This window comes from Streptomyces sp. NPDC050508, from assembly GCF_040655155.1.
Classification (GTDB): Bacteria; Actinomycetota; Actinomycetes; order Streptomycetales; family Streptomycetaceae; genus Streptomyces.
Map to the genome: position 1 here is coordinate 121,216 of NZ_JBFAJJ010000012.1, position 18,444 is coordinate 139,659.

Genomic DNA, 18,444 nt, shown 5'->3' on the forward strand with positions numbered 1-18,444 from the left:
CTCCCCCGCATGATCGCGGCGCAGGCGGCCCTCGAAACGAAGATGCTCCTACGGAACGGCGAGCAGCTACTGCTGACGGTCGTGATCCCGACCCTCCTCCTGGTCCTGTTCAGCTCGGTGGACATCGTCGACACCGGCAAGGGCAAGTCCGTCGACTTCCTCGCCCCGGGCATCCTCGCCCTCGCCGTGATGTCGACGGCGTTCACGGGCCAGGCCATCGCGACGGGCTTCGAACGCCGCTACGGCGTCCTGAAGCGCCTCGCGTCCTCCCCGCTCCCCCGCTGGGGCCTGATGACCGCGAAGACGGCGTCGGTCCTGGTCACGGAGATCCTCCAGATCATCCTGCTGACGGCGATCGCCTTCGCCCTGGGCTGGTCCCCGCACGGCAACCCCCTCGCTGTGTTCCTGCTCCTGGTCCTCGGCACGGCGGCCTTCTCGGGCCTGGGCCTCCTGATGGCGGGCACGCTGAAGGCGGAGGCGACGCTGGCCGCGGCCAACCTGGTCTTCCTGCTGCTGCTGGTCGGCGGCGGGGTGATCGTGCCGATGGACAAGTACCCGTCGGGGGTCCAGGACGTGCTGGGGCTGCTGCCGATCTCGGCCCTTTCGGACGGGTTGCGGGACGTGTTGCAGCACGGGGCCGGGATGCCGTGGGGGGACCTGGGGATTCTGGGGGTGTGGGCGGTCGTGGGGCTGACGGCGGCCGGGAGGTTCTTCCGCTGGGAGTGACGTTCGTACGGAGCGGGAAGAGTCGCTCCGTGGTCAAGACGGCGGAACCTCAGACTGCGCGCGCCCTACAACCGCTGCTGCACGACGTGGTGATCTGCGTCGCGGCTCCGGCGTTCGCCGTGTCACCCCGGGACGGGCAGTTGCGCGGTCTGCGCGCCGACGGGTTCTACGGCCACGACCGCAGGCTGCTGCACACCGTGTGCCTGCTGATCGACGGACGGGAGCCCGAGCCGATCGGAGTGCAGCCGCTCGGCCCCGACGAGGTGCGGTTCACCGCGATCCACCGCTATCCCGGGGGCGGTACGGACGATCCCACCGTGATCGTCGAACGCGTACGCACCGCCGGTGCGGGAGAGACCGTCCTGCTGCGCAATGTCGGCACGGTCACCCGCCGATTACACGTCGAGCTGGCTCTGGCGACCGACCTCGCGGACATCGCCGTGGTGAAGCGCGGCGATTCGGGAACCTCCGCGCCTTGCACGACCACGTCCGACGCCGTCGGCCTGGACTGGCAGACGCCCACCGGCCGGGCCGAGGTGCGTGTCGTGGACAAAGAGACCATCGCGCCGGAGATCGCCGTGGCCCCCGAGGGCGGCACCCTCACCTGGCCCAGGATCACGTTGCGGCCCGGCGAGAGTCGGCAGATCCGGCTGACCGTCGAGGGCGGAGCGGTTCCTGCCCCGCCCGGCCACCCCGACGCTCCCCGCTCCGCGGCGCCCTGGGCCGAACCCGTCGTGGAAGGCGACCGCCGGCTGGTGGAGCTGGTGCGCCAGGGCCTGGGCGATCTGCGCGCGCTGCGCTTGGCGGACCCCGAGCGAACAGCCCCGGACGGTCCCGAGGACCAGTTCGTCGCGGCGGGCTGCCCCTGGTACCTGACGCTGTTCGGCCGCGACTCGATCTGGTCGGCACGGATGCTGCTGCCGCTGGGCACGGACCTGGCGCGCGGCACCCTGTGGGCGCTGGCGCGCCGCCAGGGCACGGTGGACGACGAGACCCGCGAGGAGGCCCCGGGACGGATCCTGCACGAACTGCGCCAGGCCGACTCCGAACACGGCCACGGCCTGCGCGTGCCGTCGCGCTACTACGGCTCGGTGGACGCGACCCCGCTCTTCGTGACCCTGTTGGTGGAGGCCTGGCACTGGGGGCTGCCGGACGCGGAGGTGGACGCGCTGCTGCCGTACGCGGAGCGGGCCATGGAGTGGGTGGTGAAGACGAGCGACGGCGACGAGGACGGCTTCCTGCGCTACTACTCGCGCGCCGGCGGACTGCACCACCAGTCGTGGAAGGACAGCGAGGACGCGGTCCGGGACGCGGCGGGCCGCCGTATCGAGCCGCCTCTGGCCCTGTGCGAGGTGCAGGGGTACGCCTACCAGGCGGCGAGCGGGCTGGCCGAGCTGCTGTCGGCCCGTGGCCGCCACGAGCAGGCCGAGCGGTTGCACGCGTGGGCGCAGTCGCTGCGAAAGCGCTTCGCCGACGCGTTCTGGCTGCCGTCGCCGGACGGTCCGGCACCCCGCTACGTGGCCATCGCCGTCGGCCGCGACCTCACCCGGATCAGCGGCCCCGCGTCCAACATGGGCCAGTTGCTGTCCACCGGCATCCTCGACCCGGCCGGCTCCCGTGACGTCGCGGCCTGGCTCGCCTCCGGGGAACTGAACTCCGGCTGGGGCCTGCGCAGCCGCTCCTCGAAGCTCCCGGGCTTCAACCCGATGAGCTACCACGGCGGTTCGGTGTGGACCCACGACACGGCGATAGCGATCCAGGGGTTGTGCGCGACAGGCTGCCACGAGGAGGCGTATCTCCTTGCAGACGGCCTCCTGGACGCGGCAACCCGCTTCGGATACCGGATGCCGGAACTGTACGGCGGCGATGACCGCACCCCGGGATCACCCGCTCCCCTCGCCTACCCCGCGGCCTGCCGCCCGCAGGGCTGGTCCGCGGCGTCCGGAGTGGCGCTGCTGGGCGCACTCCTCGGGCTGCGCCCGGACGTCCCGAGCCGCACCCTGCGGATCAGCCCCATGCCGCCGGAGCAGTTCGGGCCGCTGCGCGCCGAGGGGGTGCGACTGGCCGGACACACGCTCACGATCAGCGCGGACCGCTCGGGCGGGGTGGACGTGACCGGGCTGCCCGGGGGCTGGAGCTACGTCGTCGAATGAGCCGACGGGTGAGGAATCCGCGCAGCCGCCTGTGGAAGGGGATACCGGCAAGCGCGTCGCCGTACGCCAAGACCAGTGGCGGCAGACAGCGGGCTTCGAGGTCGAACTCCTCCTGCACCCTCTTCCGCGCCGCGTTGCCGACGGACCAGGCCAGTTGGGGGGAGCGAAGCAGCTCGGCGATGCGTCCGGCGAGGTCGTCGGCGTCCTTGGGATCCACGAGGAAGCCGGACACACCGTCCGTACCGATTCCCTCCGAGAGACCGCCCACCTTGGTGGCGATAACGGGACGCGCCGCGCACATCGCTTCCAGTGCCGCGAGCCCCATGGGTTCCGCGAACGTGGACGGGCAGATCACGACCCGCGCCCCGCGGTACATATCAGTCATTCCATCCACACCGGCTCGTTCGAAGCGCACCCGATCGAGAATTTCAAGAGTTTTTGCGAGCGTGCGCACGGAAGCCCGAAATCCGACTTTCTCACCGTGGAAATCGACCGAGTCCGGCGTATCCATGAGAACCAGGTACGGCCGAACCGGAAGATCCTCCCCAATAACCTTGGCCAAGGCTTTCACAGCCAGTTCGGCACCCTTGTTGGGAATGAGCCGGGCCGGCAGAAGAATGGCGACCGCCTCACCCTCCTTCGGGTCGGAAAGCTCGGGTACCCGCAGATAGGACTCCGTGTCGATCCCCAGATACATGGGTTTCGCACAGTGCACGCTCAGCACCTCCGAACAGGCACCCCTGAGGAAGTCGGAGACCGCGAAGTGCGCGTCGAACCGGCCGCACGCCTCGGCCGGGGCGACGTTCTCAGGCTTCTCCCAGATGCTGTGATACGTGTGCAGCAGCACCAGCCCCAGCGCATCGCGCAGGTCGAGCAGGGCCTCGGCGGGCGCCGCGGAGAAATGGTGCAGATTGTGACCGTGCACCAACCGGATGTCCCGTGCGGTCAGTTCGGCCCGGAACCAGTCCCGCAGGGACTCCCTTTCCTCCCGACCCTCGGTGACCCGGGACAGATCGAGGCCGGGGTGGTACAGCACCTCAACCCCGTCCACCGGGGGCGTCCTGGCCCCTGGTGTCCCCGTGAACACCGTCACCCGGTGGCCGAGTCCGGCCAGCAGCCGGGAGCAGTTCCACAGGTAGGACTCGACCCCGCCGACCGTGGGCGGGAACGCCCAGTGGACAAAGGCGATGTTCAGCCTTTTCGGGGTCTGGAAACCGCTCGCCTGCCCCATTGCCGCCTCCGGCGCACTGGCCACCGTGCTCGGGCCAGACCCGGTAAACGGTAGAACAACTTCCGCGAGCGGGAATCGTATCCATACGACGCGCGGCTTGTCTCTTGAACGAACCAGGTTCTCGTTGGTTGTAAGCGCGAGCACCGGGGAAAACTGAAGATTAGATGACATTCGCCCGCAAACACGAGAGGGATGCTCGTGGTGTGTAGCGGAGCGATTTCGGGGGGTCACATGCGTTCGTGGGTGATCAATTTATCCGCTGGTACGGGGGCCGGAGCAGCCGCCTTCCTCACCGTGGCGGCCAAAGCCGCCGAGTCGGGCAAGGCACTGCTGTGGTGGCTGGCCGCAGGAGCCGCGGTCGTCGTGGGTCTGACCGCTGCCGTCGCCGCGCAGGTGGCGCGAAAGCCTGCCGAGAACCCCCGTCCGAAATCGCCCAGCCCCTTGCAGGGCCCGCCGAACAACCTCCCCATGCTCAGCATGTACTTCACAGGCCGCGCGGCGGAGAGCGAGCGGATCGTGAGCGTGCTGCGCCGCCCGGACGTCGAACGCCGCGAGAAGAACAAGAGGTCTCTCCCGCGCGTCTGTGTCCTGTACGGAGCGACCGGCGCCGGCAAGTCGCAGCTGACCGTGGCCTACGCCCTCCAGCACCTCCACCGGCACAGCCTCACGTGGTGGCTCCACGCCTCCCGGCCCGACGCGCTGCGCACCGAACTGCTGGAGCTCGCCGAGTACGTGGGCATCCCCGAGCAGGAGAGCAAGAACGTCGTCCTGATGAACCTGTGGTCCCGGCTTCGCGACCAGCAGGGATGGCTCCTCGTGTACGACGGATGGCCGGCGTACGACGATTCCCTGCGCCCCCTGCTGCCGCCCGAGGGCGACGGCGAGGTGCTGATCACCACCCAGCAGCACGACGGGTGGACCGGCCTGCGCGCCGACCCGATCGAACTGCGGGCGTTCCCCGAGCACGAGGGCATCGAGTTCCTGCGCCGCCGCTTCGGTATCGCACGCGACCACGTCACCGACGCGGACCATCGGGCCATGGCCTCGCTGGGCCGCCAGCTCGGCTGGCTGCCGCTGGCCCTCGAACAGGCCGCCGCCTACATCATGCAGGCCGAGATCACCGTGGCCGAGTACCTGCGCGACCTGCCGGGCGGGGCCTCCGTCGAGGACACCTTCCGGCTGTCCATCAGCAGGGTCTCGGACGCCTCGCCGGCCGCCGTGGACCTGTTGCAGCTGTTCGCGTTCCTGGCGTCGGAGGACGTACAGAAGACGACGCTGACCCAGAACCGGTCGGTGCTCCCGGGCCGGCTGTGCGCCATCATGACCGACCCGGTCACCTTCAACCGCGAGGTGATGCTGCTGGTGGACCACTCCCTGGTGACCCGCAGCGGCGACTGGCGCGACGGATCGGCCGCGTACGGCATGCATCCTCGGGTCCAGATACTGATCCATGACGAGCTGAGCGAGGCCGAGCGGCTGGAGTGGTCCCAGGCGGCGGTACGGCTCATGGAGGCCTGCTTCCCCACGACACCGGACCTGCTGGCGTCGTGGCCGGTGTGCGAGCGCCTGATGCCGCACGTCGAGGCCGTCATCGACAAGCTGGCCTGGGGCGACGACGCGGACGGCGGATACGGCGCCTCGCAGGACCCGGAGGCGTTGGCCCGGCTGCTGCACCGCGTCGGCATGTACCAGGAACACCGCTGCGACTGGGTACGAGCGCTGGACTTCTTCGAGCAGGAGGCCGAACTCCGCGAGATAGGGGACGACGACGAACTCGCCCGCGCCACCGCCCGCTACGCGATGGCCCGCCAGCACTACCTGCTCGCCGCACTCGACGAAGCCGAACAGGAGTGCCGCCTGGCCCTCGACCTGTGCGCGGACCACGAAGGGGAGGCGTTCCTTCGGCTACGGGCGCAGTGCCAGCGGCAGTTGGGCGGCATCATGCGCGAGCGCAACCGCTTCCCGGAGGCGCTGGAGGCCGTGCAGACGGCGGTGAAGATCTACGAGGGGCAGACCTGGCGGGAGGAGAGTCTCGACTGGGCCGTCGCCGAACAGGAGATCGGCCTGATCCACCGCAACGCGGGCCAACTTGCCCAGGCCGCCGTCCACTACGAGCGCGCCGAGGAACGGATACCCAGCCGGGGCAGTCAGGAGCCGCCGGAGTACACGGTCTTCCGTGCCATGCTCCAGCGCGACCTAGGCATCGTCGCCCAGGACCGCGGGCAACTGGAACTCGCCGAGGAGAGGCTGAACTCGGCCCTGGAGACGTGCAAGGTCCACCGGGGAGGGGAGGACTTCGAGACGGCGCAGGTCGCCAAGTTCCTGGCGGACGTGCTGCGGCGACGGGGCGAACAGCACCGGGAGGATGCCCGCCGTACCGTGCAGCCGCTGCGCCGCCTCGACCTGGCGCGCCAGGCCCGTGCGGCGCTGGGGCGGGCCGACGCGCTCCTCGGCCCGGTGGTGGAACTCCACAGCAAGCGCAGTGAGGCCGAGGAACACAAGTACGCGTCCTGCCTCAACAAACTGGGCTCACTGCGGCTCGCTCAGGGCCGGACGGCCGAGGCGAAGCGGATCCTGGAGCAGGCAGAGAAGATCTACCGGCGTGCCTACGGCAATCAGCACTACTACCGTGCCAAGTCGCTCACCCGGCTCGGACCCGTGCTGCGCGCCGAGGGCGACGACCAGGGTGCGGAGCGCGTGCTGCGGGACGCGGGTGAGATCTTCCGAACCGCGCTCGGCGGCGACCACCCCGTGCTGATGGCGGTGTACGAGCACCTGGCCGACTGCGTCGCGGACCGGGGCGACCCCCGGGAGGCCGGTCTGCTCAGGGCGGAGGCGAAGCGCATCCGGCAGTCGCTGTGACCAGCACCTCCGCATGATCCACCCGGCAAAGCACCGCCCACGTGAATTCATGCACAAGCACCCCCCTACGATGGTCCCCGTGCCCAACGTGACCCCCGCCGACGTCGTAGCCGCCGCGCGCAACCCCCTCGCCTTCATCGCCGCTCGCTGGACCCCGGATCCCCGGACGGTGCAGCGCGCGGCCCTCGCCGCGCTCGTCATGTCGGTGGTCATCGTGGTCACCGGCGGTGCCGTGCGGCTGACGGGTTCCGGGCTCGGCTGCCCGACCTGGCCCAAGTGCACGGACGACTCGCTCACCACGACCAGCGCGATGGGCTTCCACGGTGCCATCGAGTTCGGCAACCGGATGCTGACGTACGTGCTGTGCGCCGCCGTCGGCTGGGCGATCATCGCGGCACGCTCGGAGAAGCCGTACCGCCGCACGCTCACCCGGCTGGGCTGGGCGCAGTTCTGGATCGTGATGAGCAACGCGATCCTCGGCGGCATCGTGGTGCTCGTCGGCCTCAACCCGTACACGGTCGCGGCACACTTCCTGCTCTCCTCGGCGCTGATCGCGGTCGCCACGCTGATGTGGCAGCGCAGCCGGGAGGGCGACGCGGAGCCCAAGCCGCTGGTCGGCAAGGCCGTGCAGCAGCTGGTGTGGTTCCTGGTCACCGCCTCCGTGCTGCTGATCGCGGTCGGCACGGTGGTCACCGGCGCGGGCCCGCACGCGGGCGACTCCAAGGAGGTCGACCGCATCCCGATCGACTGGGAGACGGTCGCCAAGCTGCACGCGGTGCTCGCCTGGATCGTGGTCACGCTGACCTTCGCCCTGTGGTTCGTCCTCAAGGCGGTCGACGCCCCCAAGGGCCCCCTGCACCGCACCCGGGACCTGTTCCTGATCCTGCTCTCCCAGGGCGTCATCGGTTACGTCCAGTACTTCACGAACCTCCCCGAGGCCCTGGTCGCCCTCCACATGCTGGGCTCCTGCCTGGTGTGGATCGGCGTGCTGCGAGTGCTGCTCGCGCTGCGGGAACGACCGGAGGTCGTGGCCGACCTGCCGGGCCCGTCGGTGGAACAGTCACTCCCCACGCGCGCGTGAAGCGTCACCCGTAATAAACGGCTCACCCGTAGCGCGTCACCAGGTCGTCGATCGCCGGGCCCAGATAGGCCCGGGTCAGCTCGGCCCGGCGGCGGAGCCAATCGCCCTCTACGGAGGCTGCGGACGGTACCGGATCGTCGTAACGCCGCCGTACGACGTCCTCCACGACCTCCACCGGAGCGCCGAGCGCGGGCAGCAGGTCGAGTGCCTCGCGCTTGGTGATCAGGCGGCCGTCCCGTCGGGTGACCGTCGCGCGGGCGAAGGTGGTCAGGCCCACATCGACCCAGCCGTTCTCAAGCCAGATCTGCGGCTTGTCCACGGCCGGCCGCCAGAACTCCCGCTGGTCCCGTACGACGAACTCGGCCAGCTCCTGGTCCGTCACGACCGGCAGCAGGTCCTTCGGTGATCCGCCGTGCAACACCCGCCCGAATTGGTGCAGTTCACGCCGGGTGACAGGCGTGACGGGCCGACGGGTGACGTGGTCGTGCGCCCAGGTGAGGTGGCGCTGGTTCGGGGCGTCCTGGGTGCCCGGGGCGAGGTAGCTGCAGTGCAGCCGGACGGCGAGGGGGTCGGTGCGCAACCCCCGGTGCAGGGCGACGAGCTGTCGGGCGGTGCTCGGCTTGAGGGGATGGTCGAGGATGGCTATCAGGTCCAGGTCGCTACGGCCCTCCTGGTAGTCGCCCCCGCCGAGCGAACCGTGAGCCCACACGGCGATGGGCTCCAGGGGGGCCAGTTCGTTCAGGAAGCGGGCGAGCAACGCGTCGGTCGACATGGGCCCAGTCTGTACAGCTCACTCCAGCCCGTACACCCTCTTTGCGTTGCCGACCGCGATCAGTCCCGCCACCCGTTGGGCGTCCGCCGGCGACCATGCCCCTTCGGCGACCCAGGTACCGAGCACCCTGCCCAGCGCCTCGCGGAACAACCGCGCCCCCACGACGTGCAGTTCGGGCAGTCCGTGCGCCCCGCTGGAGAAGAGGATCTTGCCGAAGGGGGCCAGCTCCAGGATCTCGGCGAGTACGGTCGCGGCGCGGGCGCCGGTGCGGACGAGGGCGGCGCCGGAGTCGGCGTAGACGTGCGGGAAGACGCCGGCGAGGTGGGCCGCGTGCCGGTGGTACGGGTAGCTGTGCAGCAGCACCAGGTCCGTGCCGAGCCCGGCCGTCGCGCGCACGAAGTCGGTGAGCAGGACGGGGTCGGTGCGGTCGATGCGCAGGCCCGGTTCGCCCAGTCCGGCGTGCAGTTGGAGCGGCAGTCCGGACGCCACGGCGTTCCACAGCAGGTGTCGTAGGAGCACGGGATCGCTGAGCGGTCCGCCGACGCGCCGCCCGGCCAGCCAGCGGCCCGCCGCGCCCCGCACCTCGCCGGGTCCGGGCGGTTCGGGCGCGAGTGCGAGACCGTGCCGTACGCCCGCCACCGAGGTGAAGGCGACCGCGCTCGCGGCGGCGCCGTGCACCGACTCGGCGAGGTTGGCGAGGAAGGACTCGACGGTGCCGGAGGTGTCGGCGACCTGTTCGGCGAGGAGTTCGAGGCGGACGATCTCCCGCGCGTCCGCCTGCCCGGCCGTCGCCATCTCCGCGGGTCCGGTGAGGTCGCCGGGCAGGCCCGTGTCGATCAGATACGTCGTGATGCCACTGCCGCGCAGCAGCCGGCGGCCCGCTTCCAGTACGCCGAGTTCACGGCGCCGGGCGAGATAACGGGCGGGCGGACAGTGCGGCTCCAGACCGAGCAGGGGTGGGCACCATCGTCGTACGGCGAATCCCGTCTGGGTGTCGAAGAGGGTGGTGCCGGCTGCGGGTGGGCCCTCGGTGCGGGCGAGTTGGGCCTCGAAGGTGCCGAGGCCCAGCTCCGTTCTCAGTACGCCGTGGCAGTACTGGTCCACGAGGGACGGCGTTTCGATCATCCGGGCTCCCCATGGCTGGACCTTGCGCTCCTCAGGTCCTAACGGGTGAACCGGGTGTGAGGTGTTGCTCGTACACACCCCGTGTGAGGGGGCGCCCCTCGTCAGCCGTTGCTCGGGCCGCCGACCTGGATGCCCGCCATGCGGCTCCACTCGTACGGGCCCGTCGTCACCTTGGCCGCGAACTCGCCGTCGAAGTCCTCGTGGACCGTGATCCCGGACTTCTCCACGGCCTGCTGGGCGATCTCGTACGACGTGGCCACCAGGTCGCCCCAGCCGCCGTCCTCGCCGACGAGGACGATGCGGGCGCCGCGCTCCCCGATGTACGCGACCTGGCCCTCGGCCCCGCCGTGCGCCTTGGAGAAGGTGCCGATCTGCTTGGCGAGGCGGGCCACCTGGCGCTCGGCCTTCGCGTCAACCTGCTGCGTGTCTGCCATGGCCAGGATGCTACCGACGGGTAGATCGAACGGCGACGGGCGGGGGGAGTGACTCCTGCCTCAGGAGGAGACGCACTACCTCAGGAAGGGGTCCACCGCGATCGCCACGAACAGGAGCGACACATAGGTGATCGACCAGTGGAACAGCCGCATCTCCTTGAGCTTGCCGCCCGTCACCTCGGCCTTGGCGCGGTTCTGCAGCCCGTGCGCCTCCCAGAGCCAGAAGCCGCCGGCCAGCAGCGCGACCAGGGTGTAGAACCAGCCCGTGTAACCGAGGGGCGTCAGCAGCAGCGAGACCGCGACCATGACCCAGCTGTAGATCACGATCTGCCGGGCGACGACCTTGTTGGAGGCGACGACCGGGAGCATCGGAACGCCCACGCGCGCGTAATCGTCCTTGACCTTCATGGACAGCGGCCAGTAGTGCGGCGGCGTCCAGAAGAACATGACGAGGAAGAGAATGATCGGGGCCCAGGACATGGAGTCCTTGACCGCGGACCAGCCGATGAGCACCGGGAGGCAGCCGGCGATGCCGCCCCACACGATGTTCTGCGAGGTACGGCGTTTGAGGATCATCGTGTAGACGACGACGTAGAAGAGGAGCGCTCCGAGCGCGAGCCAGGCCGACAGCCAGTTGACGGTCAGGCCGAACATCAGGGTCGAGACGACGGCGAGCGTGATGCCGAAGGCGAGGCACTCGCGGGGGCTGACCATGCCGGTGACCAGGGGGCGCTGCGAGGTGCGGTCCATGAGCGCGTCGATGTCGCGGTCGATGTACATGTTGAGGGCGTTGGCGCCACCCGCGGAGAGGTAGCCGCCGACACAGGTGAGGAGGACCAGCTTGAGGTCCGGCACACCCTGCTGGGCCAGGAACATCACCGGGACGGTGGTGATCAGCAGCAGCTCGATGATCCGCGGCTTGGTCAGCGCCACGAACGCCATGACCCGGGCCCTGATCGGCCGCCGACTCGGGCTCTGGCTCGCCCCGACAATCCCCGCTGGACGGGATTCAACGGCCGTCACGCACACCCCTGACAGAGACATCCCAGCAAGCCTCCGGGTGTGAACTCCCCGTAAAGGCTCGCGCGTACCACGCCACTGTAGACGTTGCCCAGACCCGGACATTCGCGGGGGTGGGGTCGTGTTGGGCACCGCCCCCGGAAGAGCTGATCACCTCTCTGTTGAGCACTCGAACGAGCACCTCCGTATTCAGTTGCCGAATGCGAAACGGACCAGTAACGGACCGGTCGGGAGGCGGATCCGCGCGAGTCCCGGCAGTCTGGAATGACTCGAAAAAATGCGCGTTCTTACGGGGGTAGGCTCGACAACGGCCGGTGGGCGCCAAGTGCACCGGTATTCGACATGCGTGACATGTGGAGAGGAGCCCTGACCCAGGGTGAGCACCAAGCCGACCACAACAGACCTCGACTGGACCGAGTTGGACCAGCGCGCGGTGGACACCGCGCGCGTCCTGGCAGCCGATGCCGTACAGAAGGTCGGCAACGGCCATCCCGGTACGGCGATGAGCCTGGCCCCGGCCGCGTACACCCTCTTCCAGAAGGTGATGCGCCACGACCCCGCCGACGCCGACTGGGTCGGACGCGACCGGTTCGTGCTGTCCGCCGGTCACTCGTCCCTGACCCTCTACACGCAGCTCTACCTGGCCGGTTTCGGCCTGGAGCTGGCCGACCTCGAAGCGTTCCGTACGTGGGGCTCCAAGACTCCGGGGCACCCCGAGTACGGCCACACCACCGGCGTGGAGACGACGACCGGCCCGCTGGGCCAGGGTGTCGCCAACGCCGTGGGCATGGCCATGGCCGCCCGCTACGAGCGCGGTCTGTTCGACCCGGACGCTCCGCAGGGCGAGTCCCCCTTCGACCACTTCATCTTCGCCATCGCCGGTGACGGCTGCCTCCAGGAGGGCATCTCCGGTGAGGCGTCCTCGCTCGCCGGCCACCAGGAGCTCGGCAACCTCATCCTCCTGTGGGACGACAACCACATCTCCATTGAGGGCGACACCGAGACCGCCGTCTCCGAGGACACCGTCAAGCGCTACGAGGCCTACGGCTGGCACGTCCAGCGCGTCGCCCCGAAGCCGGACGGCGACCTCGACCCGCACGCCATCTACAACGCCGTCGAGGCCGCGAAGAAGGTGACGAACAAGCCGTCGTTCATCGCGATGCGCTCGATCATCGCCTGGCCCGCGCCGCACGCGCAGAACACCGAGGCCGCGCACGGCTCGGCGCTCGGCGCCGACGAGGTCGCGGCCACCAAGCGCGTTCTCGGCTTCGACCCGGAGAAGTCCTTCGACGTCTCCGACGACGTCCTCAAGCACACCCGCCAGGCGCTGGACCGGGGCCGCGAGGCGAAGGCCGCGTGGGACCCGTCGTACCAGCAGTGGCGCAGCAACAACCCGGAGCGCGCCGCCGAGTACGACCGCATCGCCGCGGGCGAGCTGCCGGCCGGCTGGGAGGACAAGCTCCCGGTGTTCGAGGCGGGCAAGGGTGTCGCCACCCGTGCCGCGTCCGGCAAGGTGCTCCAGGCGCTCGGCGCGGTCATCCCGGAGCTGTGGGGCGGCTCGGCCGACCTCGCGGGCTCGAACAACACGACGATCGACAAGACGTCGTCGTTCCTGCCGGCGGACAACCCGCTGCCGGAGGCGAACCCGTACGGCCGCACCATCCACTTCGGTATCCGCGAGCACTCCATGGCCGCGGAGATGAACGGCATCACGCTGCACGGCAACACCCGTGTCTACGGCGGTACGTTCCTCGTCTTCTCCGACTACATGCGCAACGCCGTCCGGCTGTCGGCGCTCATGCACGTGCCGGTGACGTACGTGTGGACGCACGACTCCATCGGCCTCGGCGAGGACGGCCCGACGCACCAGCCGGTCGAGCACCTGGCCTCGCTGCGCGCCATCCCGGGCCTGAACGTGATCCGCCCGGCCGACGCCAACGAGACGGCCATCGCCTGGCGCGAGGTCCTGCGCCGCTACACCAAGGTGTACGGCGAGGGTGCCCCGCACGGTTTCGCGCTGACCCGTCAGGGCGTGCCGACGTACGAGGCCAACGAGGGCACCACCAAGGGCGGTTACGTCCTGTTCGAGGCGTCCACGGGCACGCCCGAGGTGATCCTCATCGGTACCGGTTCCGAGGTGCACCTGGCCGTCGAGGCCCGCGAGCAGCTCGAAGCCGACGGTGTGCCGACGCGGGTCGTGTCGATGCCGTGCGTGGAGTGGTTCGACGCGCAGGACAAGGAGTACCGGGACAGCGTGCTGCCGCCGTCGGTCAAGGCGCGGGTCGCGGTCGAGGCCGGGATCGGTCTGACCTGGTACCGGTTCGTCGGGGACGCCGGTCGCATCGTTTCCCTGGAGCACTTCGGGGCTTCCGCCGACGGCAAGGTGCTCTTCCAGGAGTTCGGCTTCACTGCCGAGAACGTGGCTGCCAAGGCCCGGGAATCCATCGCCGCCGCCCAGAGCTGACGCTGACAAACGACACGTAGGAGATGCATTTTCCATGACAGACGCACTCAAGCGCCTCTCCGAGGAAGGCGTCGCGATCTGGCTGGACGACCTGTCGCGCAAGCGGATCACGTCCGGCAACCTCGCCGAACTGATCGACCAGCAGCACGTCGTGGGCGTCACCACCAACCCGTCGATCTTCCAGAAGGCCATCTCGTCGGGCGACGGTTACGAGCAGCAGCTCACCGACCTCGCCGCCCGCAAGGTGACCGTCGAGGAAGCCCTCCGCATGATCACGACGGCGGACGTCCGTGACGCCGCCGACATCCTGCGTCCGGTCTACGACACGAGCGGCGGCCAGGACGGCCGGGTCTCCATCGAGGTCGACCCGCGGCTGGCGCACAACACGGCGGCGACCATCGCCGAGGCCAAGCAGCTGGCCTGGCTGGTGGACCGGCCCAACACCCTGATCAAGATCCCGGCCACCAGGGCGGGTCTCCCGGCGATCACCGAGGTCATCGGCCTCGGCATCAGCGTCAACGTCACGCTGATCTTCTCGCTGGCGCGCTACCGCGAGGTCATGGACGCGTTCATCGCCGGCCTGGAGAAGGCCAAGGAGCGCGGCCTGGACCTGGCGAAGATCCACTCCGTGGCGTCCTTCTTCGTGTCCCGCGTGGACACCGAGATCGACAAGCGGATCGACGCGCTGGGCACCGACGCGGCCAAGGCCGCCCGCGGCAAGGCCGGCCTCGCCAACGCGCGGCTCGCCTACGAGGCGTACGAAGAGGTCTTCTCCTCCTCGCGCTGGGCCGCCCTCGACAAGGCGCAGGCCAACAAGCAGCGTCCGCTGTGGGCCTCGACCGGCGTCAAGGACAAGGCGTACAAGGACACGCTGTACGTGGACGACCTGGTGGCGCCGAACACGGTGAACACCATGCCGGAGGCCACCCTTGAGGCCACCGACGACCACGGCCGGATCACCGGCAACACCATCTCCGGTACCTACGAGCAGTCCCGTGCCGAGATCGCCGCGGTCGAGGCGCTCGGGATCTCGTACGACGATGTGGTCCAGCTGCTGGAGGACGAGGGCGTCGAGAAGTTCGAGGCGGCCTGGACCGACCTGCTCAAGTCGACCGAGGCGGAGCTTTCGCGCCTCGCCCCCTCGGAGGGCTGAAACCTTGTCGAGCAGCAACCCGCTGCGTGACCCCGCCGACCGACGGCTCCCGCGTATCGCGGGGCCGTCGGGCCTGGTCATCTTCGGCGTAACAGGCGATTTGTCACGCAAAAAGCTGATGCCCGCCGTGTACGACCTCGCGAACCGGGGTCTGCTGCCGCCGGGTTTCTCGCTCGTCGGCTTCGCCCGGCGCGAGTGGGCCCACGAGGACTTCGCGCAGGAGGTCCATGACGCGGTCAAGGAACACTCCCGTACGCCGTTCCGTGAGGAGGTCTGGCAGCAGCTCGTCCAGGGGATGCGCTTCGTCCAGGGCACCTTCGACGACGACGACGCGTTCGAGCGGCTGCGCGACACGATCGACGAACTGGACAAGGCGCAGGGCACGGGCGGCAACTTCGCCTTCTACCTGTCGGTGCCGCCGCGTTCCTTCCCGGTCGTCATCCAGCAGCTGAAGAAGCACGGTCTTGCCGACCAGGAGGGGGGTTCGTGGCGTCGCGCGGTCATCGAGAAGCCCTTCGGGCACGACCTCAAGTCGGCCGAGGACCTCAACAAGGTCGTGCACGAGGTCTTCGCCGCGGACCAGGTCTTCCGCATCGACCACTACCTCGGCAAGGAGACCGTCCAGAACATCCTGGCGCTCCGCTTCGCCAACACGATGTTCGAGCCGATCTGGAACCGGTCCTTCGTGGACCACGTGCAGATCACCATGGCCGAGGACATCGGCATCGGCGGCCGGGCCGGCTACTACGACGGCATCGGCGCCGCCCGTGACGTCATCCAGAACCACCTGCTCCAGCTGATGGCGCTGACCGCGATGGAGGAGCCCTCCTCCTTCTCCGCCGACGCGCTGGCCGCCGAGAAGGAGAAGGTGCTCGGCGCGGTGCGGCTGCCGAAGGACCTGGGCAAGAACACGGTCCGCGGGCAGTACGCGGAGGGCTGGCAGGGCGGCGAGAAGGCCGTCGGCTACCTCCAGGAAGACGGCATCGACCCGCAGTCGAAGACCGACACCTACGCCGCGATCAAGGTCGAGGTCGACAACCGCCGCTGGGCGGGCGTCCCCTTCTACCTGCGCACCGGCAAGCGCCTTGGCCGTCGCGTCACCGAGATCGCGGTGGTCTTCCAGCGCGCCCCGCACTCCCCCTTCGACCAGACGGCGACGGAGGAGCTGGGCCAGAACGCGATCGTCTTCCGCGTCCAGCCCGACGAGGGCGTCACGGTCCGCTTCGGCTCCAAGGTGCCCGGCACCTCGATGGAGATCCGGGACGTCTCCATGGACTTCGCCTACGGCGAGTCGTTCACGGAGTCGAGCCCCGAGGCGTACGAGCGGCTCATCCTGGACGTCCTCCTGGGCGACTCGAACCTCTTCCCGCGCACCGAGGAGGTCGAGCTGTCCTGGAAGATCCTCGACCCGATCGAGCGGTACTGGGACAAGCACGGCAAGCCCGCGCAGTACCAGTCCGGCACGTGGGGTCCGGTCGAGGCGGACGAAATGCTCGCACGAGAGGGACGGAGCTGGCGCCGGCCATGAAGATAGACCTCACCGACACCACAGCCAGCAAGATCAACAAGGGGCTGGTGAAAGCCCGCCGCGCCATCGGCACCCCGGCCGTCGGCATGGTGCTCACCCTCGTCGTCGTCACGGACGAGGAGAACGCCTACGACGCCCTGAAGGCCGCCAACGACGCGTCGCGCGAGCACCCCTCGCGCACACTCGTCGTCATCAAGCGCGTCTCGCGCTCACCCCGGGACCGCACCCAGTCCCGCCTCGACGCCGAGGTACGGGTGGGCACGGACGCGGGCAGCGGCGAGACGGTCGTCCTGCGGCTCTACGGCGAGGTCTCCGACCACGCCCAGTCCGTGGTGCTGCCGCTGCTGCTGCCGGACGCGCCGGTGGTGGTCTGGTGGTCGGTGGACGCGCCGAGCGACCCGGCGGCCGACCCGCTGGGCGCCCTGAGCCAGCGCCGGGTCACCGACAGCTACGCGGCGGAGAAGCCCGTCGACGAACTGCGGTCCCGCGCCGAGAGCTACGAGCCGGGCGACACCGACCTGGCCTGGGCCCGGATCACGCCGTGGCGTTCGATGCTGGCCGCCGCGCTCGACCAGGTCGACTCGGAGATCGTCTCCGTCGAGGTGGCGGGCGAGGAGTCCAACCCGAGCGTCGAACTGCTCGCGATGTGGCTCGCCGACCGGCTCCACGTGCACGTCCGGCGGGCGGTCTCCGCGGGTCCCGGTCTGACCCAGGTGCGCCTGGAGACGACCGGCGGCCCCATCACGCTGCACCGCTCCGACGGGGCGATGGCCACGCTGGCGCTGCCCGGCCAGCCGGACCGCGCGGTGGCGCTCAAGCGCCGCGAGACGTCCGAACTGCTCGCGGAGGAGCTGCGCAGGCTCGACCCGGACGACACCTACGCGTCCGCGCTGCGGTTCGGCGTGGACCGGCTGGGCGGCATCCAGTCGGCCGCGGAGCGCGCCGAGGCGGCGGCTCAGCCGGTGCCGGCGCTGCCGGTGCGTGCGGTGACCGAGCCGGCGGCGACCGGTGTGCAGCCGGCCTCCTCGGAGAGCGGGGGCGCCGACCGGCCCACCCCCGCGAAGATGCCCCCGGTCAAGAAGGCTGATCCGCAGTGAGCACTCCCCAACTCGTCGTCCACCGCGACAAGGAACTGATGGCCCAGGCCGCCGCGGCCCGGCTGATCACGAAGATCGTGGACGCGCAGGCCTCGCGCGGCTACGCCTCGATCGTGCTCACCGGCGGTCGCAACGGCAACGGTCTGCTGGCAGCTCTGGCGGGCCAGCCCGCCCGGGACGCCATCGACTGGGGCCGGCTCGACCTGTGGTGGGGCGACGAACGCTTCCTGCCCGAGGGCGACCCGGAGCGCAATGTCACCCAGGCCCGTGCGGCACTGCTCGACGCGGTGCCGCTGGACCCGAAGCGCGTGCACGCCATGCCCGCGTCGGACGGCCTCTACGGCAACGACGTGGAAGCGGCGGCGGCAGGCTACGCCGAGGAACTCGCCCGGTCCGCCGGTCCCGAGAACCATGGTTCCGTCCCGACCTTCGACGTCCTGATGCTGGGCGTCGGCCCGGACACCCATGTGGCGTCGCTCTTCCCGGAGTTGCCCGCCGTACGGGAGACCGAGCGCACGGTGGTCGGCGTGCACGGCGCGCCCAAGCCGCCGCCGACCCGGGTCACCCTGACCCTCCCGGCGATCCGGTCGGCCCGTGAGGTGTGGCTGCTCGCGGCCGGCGAGGACAAGGCGGAGGCCGCGGCTATCGCCCTGTCGGGCGCGGGCGAGATCCAGGCACCGGCCGCCGGTGCCCAGGGCCGCTCCCGCACCCTGTGGCTGCTGGACGCGGCGGCGGCCTCACAGCTGCCGCGCTCGCTGTATCCGCCTGCCTCTCCGTGACACCGGCGTCCTTCTGAAG

General features: G+C 70.0%; 14 protein-coding genes. 9 read left to right on the plus strand and 5 right to left on the minus strand.

The features are described 5' to 3' along the window. Positions 1 to 9 precede the first annotated feature (9 nt). Positions 10 to 726 (plus strand): ABC transporter permease, encoded by a 717-nt coding sequence (locus AB0I69_RS31045; protein ID WP_363099217.1) that lies wholly within the window; start codon positions 10 to 12, stop codon positions 724 to 726. Between the two features lie 29 nt (positions 727 to 755). Then, a complete protein-coding gene (locus tag AB0I69_RS31050) occupies positions 756 to 2,879 on the plus strand; it encodes a glycogen debranching N-terminal domain-containing protein (protein WP_363099044.1) in 2,124 nt (707 codons plus the stop codon). Here the strand turns inward: AB0I69_RS31050 and AB0I69_RS31055 are convergent. Further along, on the minus strand, positions 2,809 to 4,110 hold the full coding sequence (locus tag AB0I69_RS31055) for a glycosyltransferase family 4 protein (RefSeq protein ID WP_363099045.1): 1,302 nt from the start codon (positions 4,108 to 4,110) through the stop codon (positions 2,809 to 2,811). The genes AB0I69_RS31050 and AB0I69_RS31055 overlap by 71 nt on opposite strands. A 231-nt stretch (positions 4,111 to 4,341) precedes the next feature. Between AB0I69_RS31055 and AB0I69_RS31060 the strand changes: the two genes are divergently transcribed. Both AB0I69_RS31060 and AB0I69_RS31065 read left to right on the plus strand, forming a co-directional pair. Beyond that, a complete protein-coding gene (locus tag AB0I69_RS31060) occupies positions 4,342 to 6,972 on the plus strand; it encodes a tetratricopeptide repeat protein (protein WP_363099046.1) in 2,631 nt (876 codons plus the stop codon). Between the two features lie 70 nt (positions 6,973 to 7,042). Continuing rightward, positions 7,043 to 8,053: a COX15/CtaA family protein gene (locus AB0I69_RS31065; RefSeq protein WP_363099047.1), complete on the plus strand. Its 1,011-nt coding sequence runs from the start codon at positions 7,043 to 7,045 to the stop codon at positions 8,051 to 8,053. Positions 8,054 to 8,075: 22 nt separating this feature from the next. Here AB0I69_RS31065 and AB0I69_RS31070 read toward each other — a convergent pair whose 3' ends face one another. The 4 genes from AB0I69_RS31070 to AB0I69_RS31085 form a co-directional block, all read right to left on the minus strand. Continuing rightward, a complete protein-coding gene (locus AB0I69_RS31070) occupies positions 8,076 to 8,825 on the minus strand; it encodes a nucleotidyltransferase (RefSeq protein WP_363099048.1) in 750 nt (249 codons plus the stop codon). An 18-nt stretch (positions 8,826 to 8,843) separates the two neighbouring features. Next, entirely contained in the window at positions 8,844 to 9,950 is a 1,107-nt protein-coding gene (locus tag AB0I69_RS31075) for an amidohydrolase family protein (RefSeq protein ID WP_363099049.1), read from the minus strand. Positions 9,951 to 10,051: 101 nt separating this feature from the next. Continuing rightward, positions 10,052 to 10,384 carry a hypothetical protein gene (locus AB0I69_RS31080; protein WP_363099050.1) on the minus strand — a complete coding sequence of 111 codons (333 nt, stop codon included), beginning with the start codon at positions 10,382 to 10,384 and terminating at the stop codon, positions 10,052 to 10,054. A 75-nt stretch (positions 10,385 to 10,459) separates the two neighbouring features. After that, positions 10,460 to 11,428: a heme o synthase gene (locus AB0I69_RS31085; protein ID WP_363099051.1), complete on the minus strand. Its 969-nt coding sequence runs from the start codon at positions 11,426 to 11,428 to the stop codon at positions 10,460 to 10,462. Between the two features lie 352 nt (positions 11,429 to 11,780). Here AB0I69_RS31085 and tkt point away from each other — a divergent pair, with 352 nt between their 5' ends. From tkt to pgl, 5 genes are read left to right on the plus strand one after another with little or no spacing between them, the layout of a single operon-like run. Beyond that, positions 11,781 to 13,868: a transketolase gene (gene tkt, locus AB0I69_RS31090; RefSeq protein WP_363099052.1), complete on the plus strand. Its 2,088-nt coding sequence runs from the start codon at positions 11,781 to 11,783 to the stop codon at positions 13,866 to 13,868. Between the two features lie 34 nt (positions 13,869 to 13,902). Continuing rightward, positions 13,903 to 15,021: a transaldolase gene (gene tal, locus AB0I69_RS31095; protein ID WP_363099053.1), complete on the plus strand. Its 1,119-nt coding sequence runs from the start codon at positions 13,903 to 13,905 to the stop codon at positions 15,019 to 15,021. Between the two features lie 4 nt (positions 15,022 to 15,025). Further along, positions 15,026 to 16,549: a glucose-6-phosphate dehydrogenase gene (zwf, locus tag AB0I69_RS31100; protein ID WP_363099054.1), complete on the plus strand. Its 1,524-nt coding sequence runs from the start codon at positions 15,026 to 15,028 to the stop codon at positions 16,547 to 16,549. After that, positions 16,546 to 17,646: a glucose-6-phosphate dehydrogenase assembly protein OpcA gene (opcA, locus tag AB0I69_RS31105; protein WP_363099055.1), complete on the plus strand. Its 1,101-nt coding sequence runs from the start codon at positions 16,546 to 16,548 to the stop codon at positions 17,644 to 17,646. Before zwf ends, opcA begins: the two co-directional genes overlap by 4 nt. Then, a complete protein-coding gene (pgl, locus tag AB0I69_RS31110) occupies positions 17,643 to 18,425 on the plus strand; it encodes a 6-phosphogluconolactonase (protein ID WP_363099056.1) in 783 nt (260 codons plus the stop codon). Before opcA ends, pgl begins: the two co-directional genes overlap by 4 nt. The last annotated feature ends 19 nt before the right edge of the window (positions 18,426 to 18,444 follow it).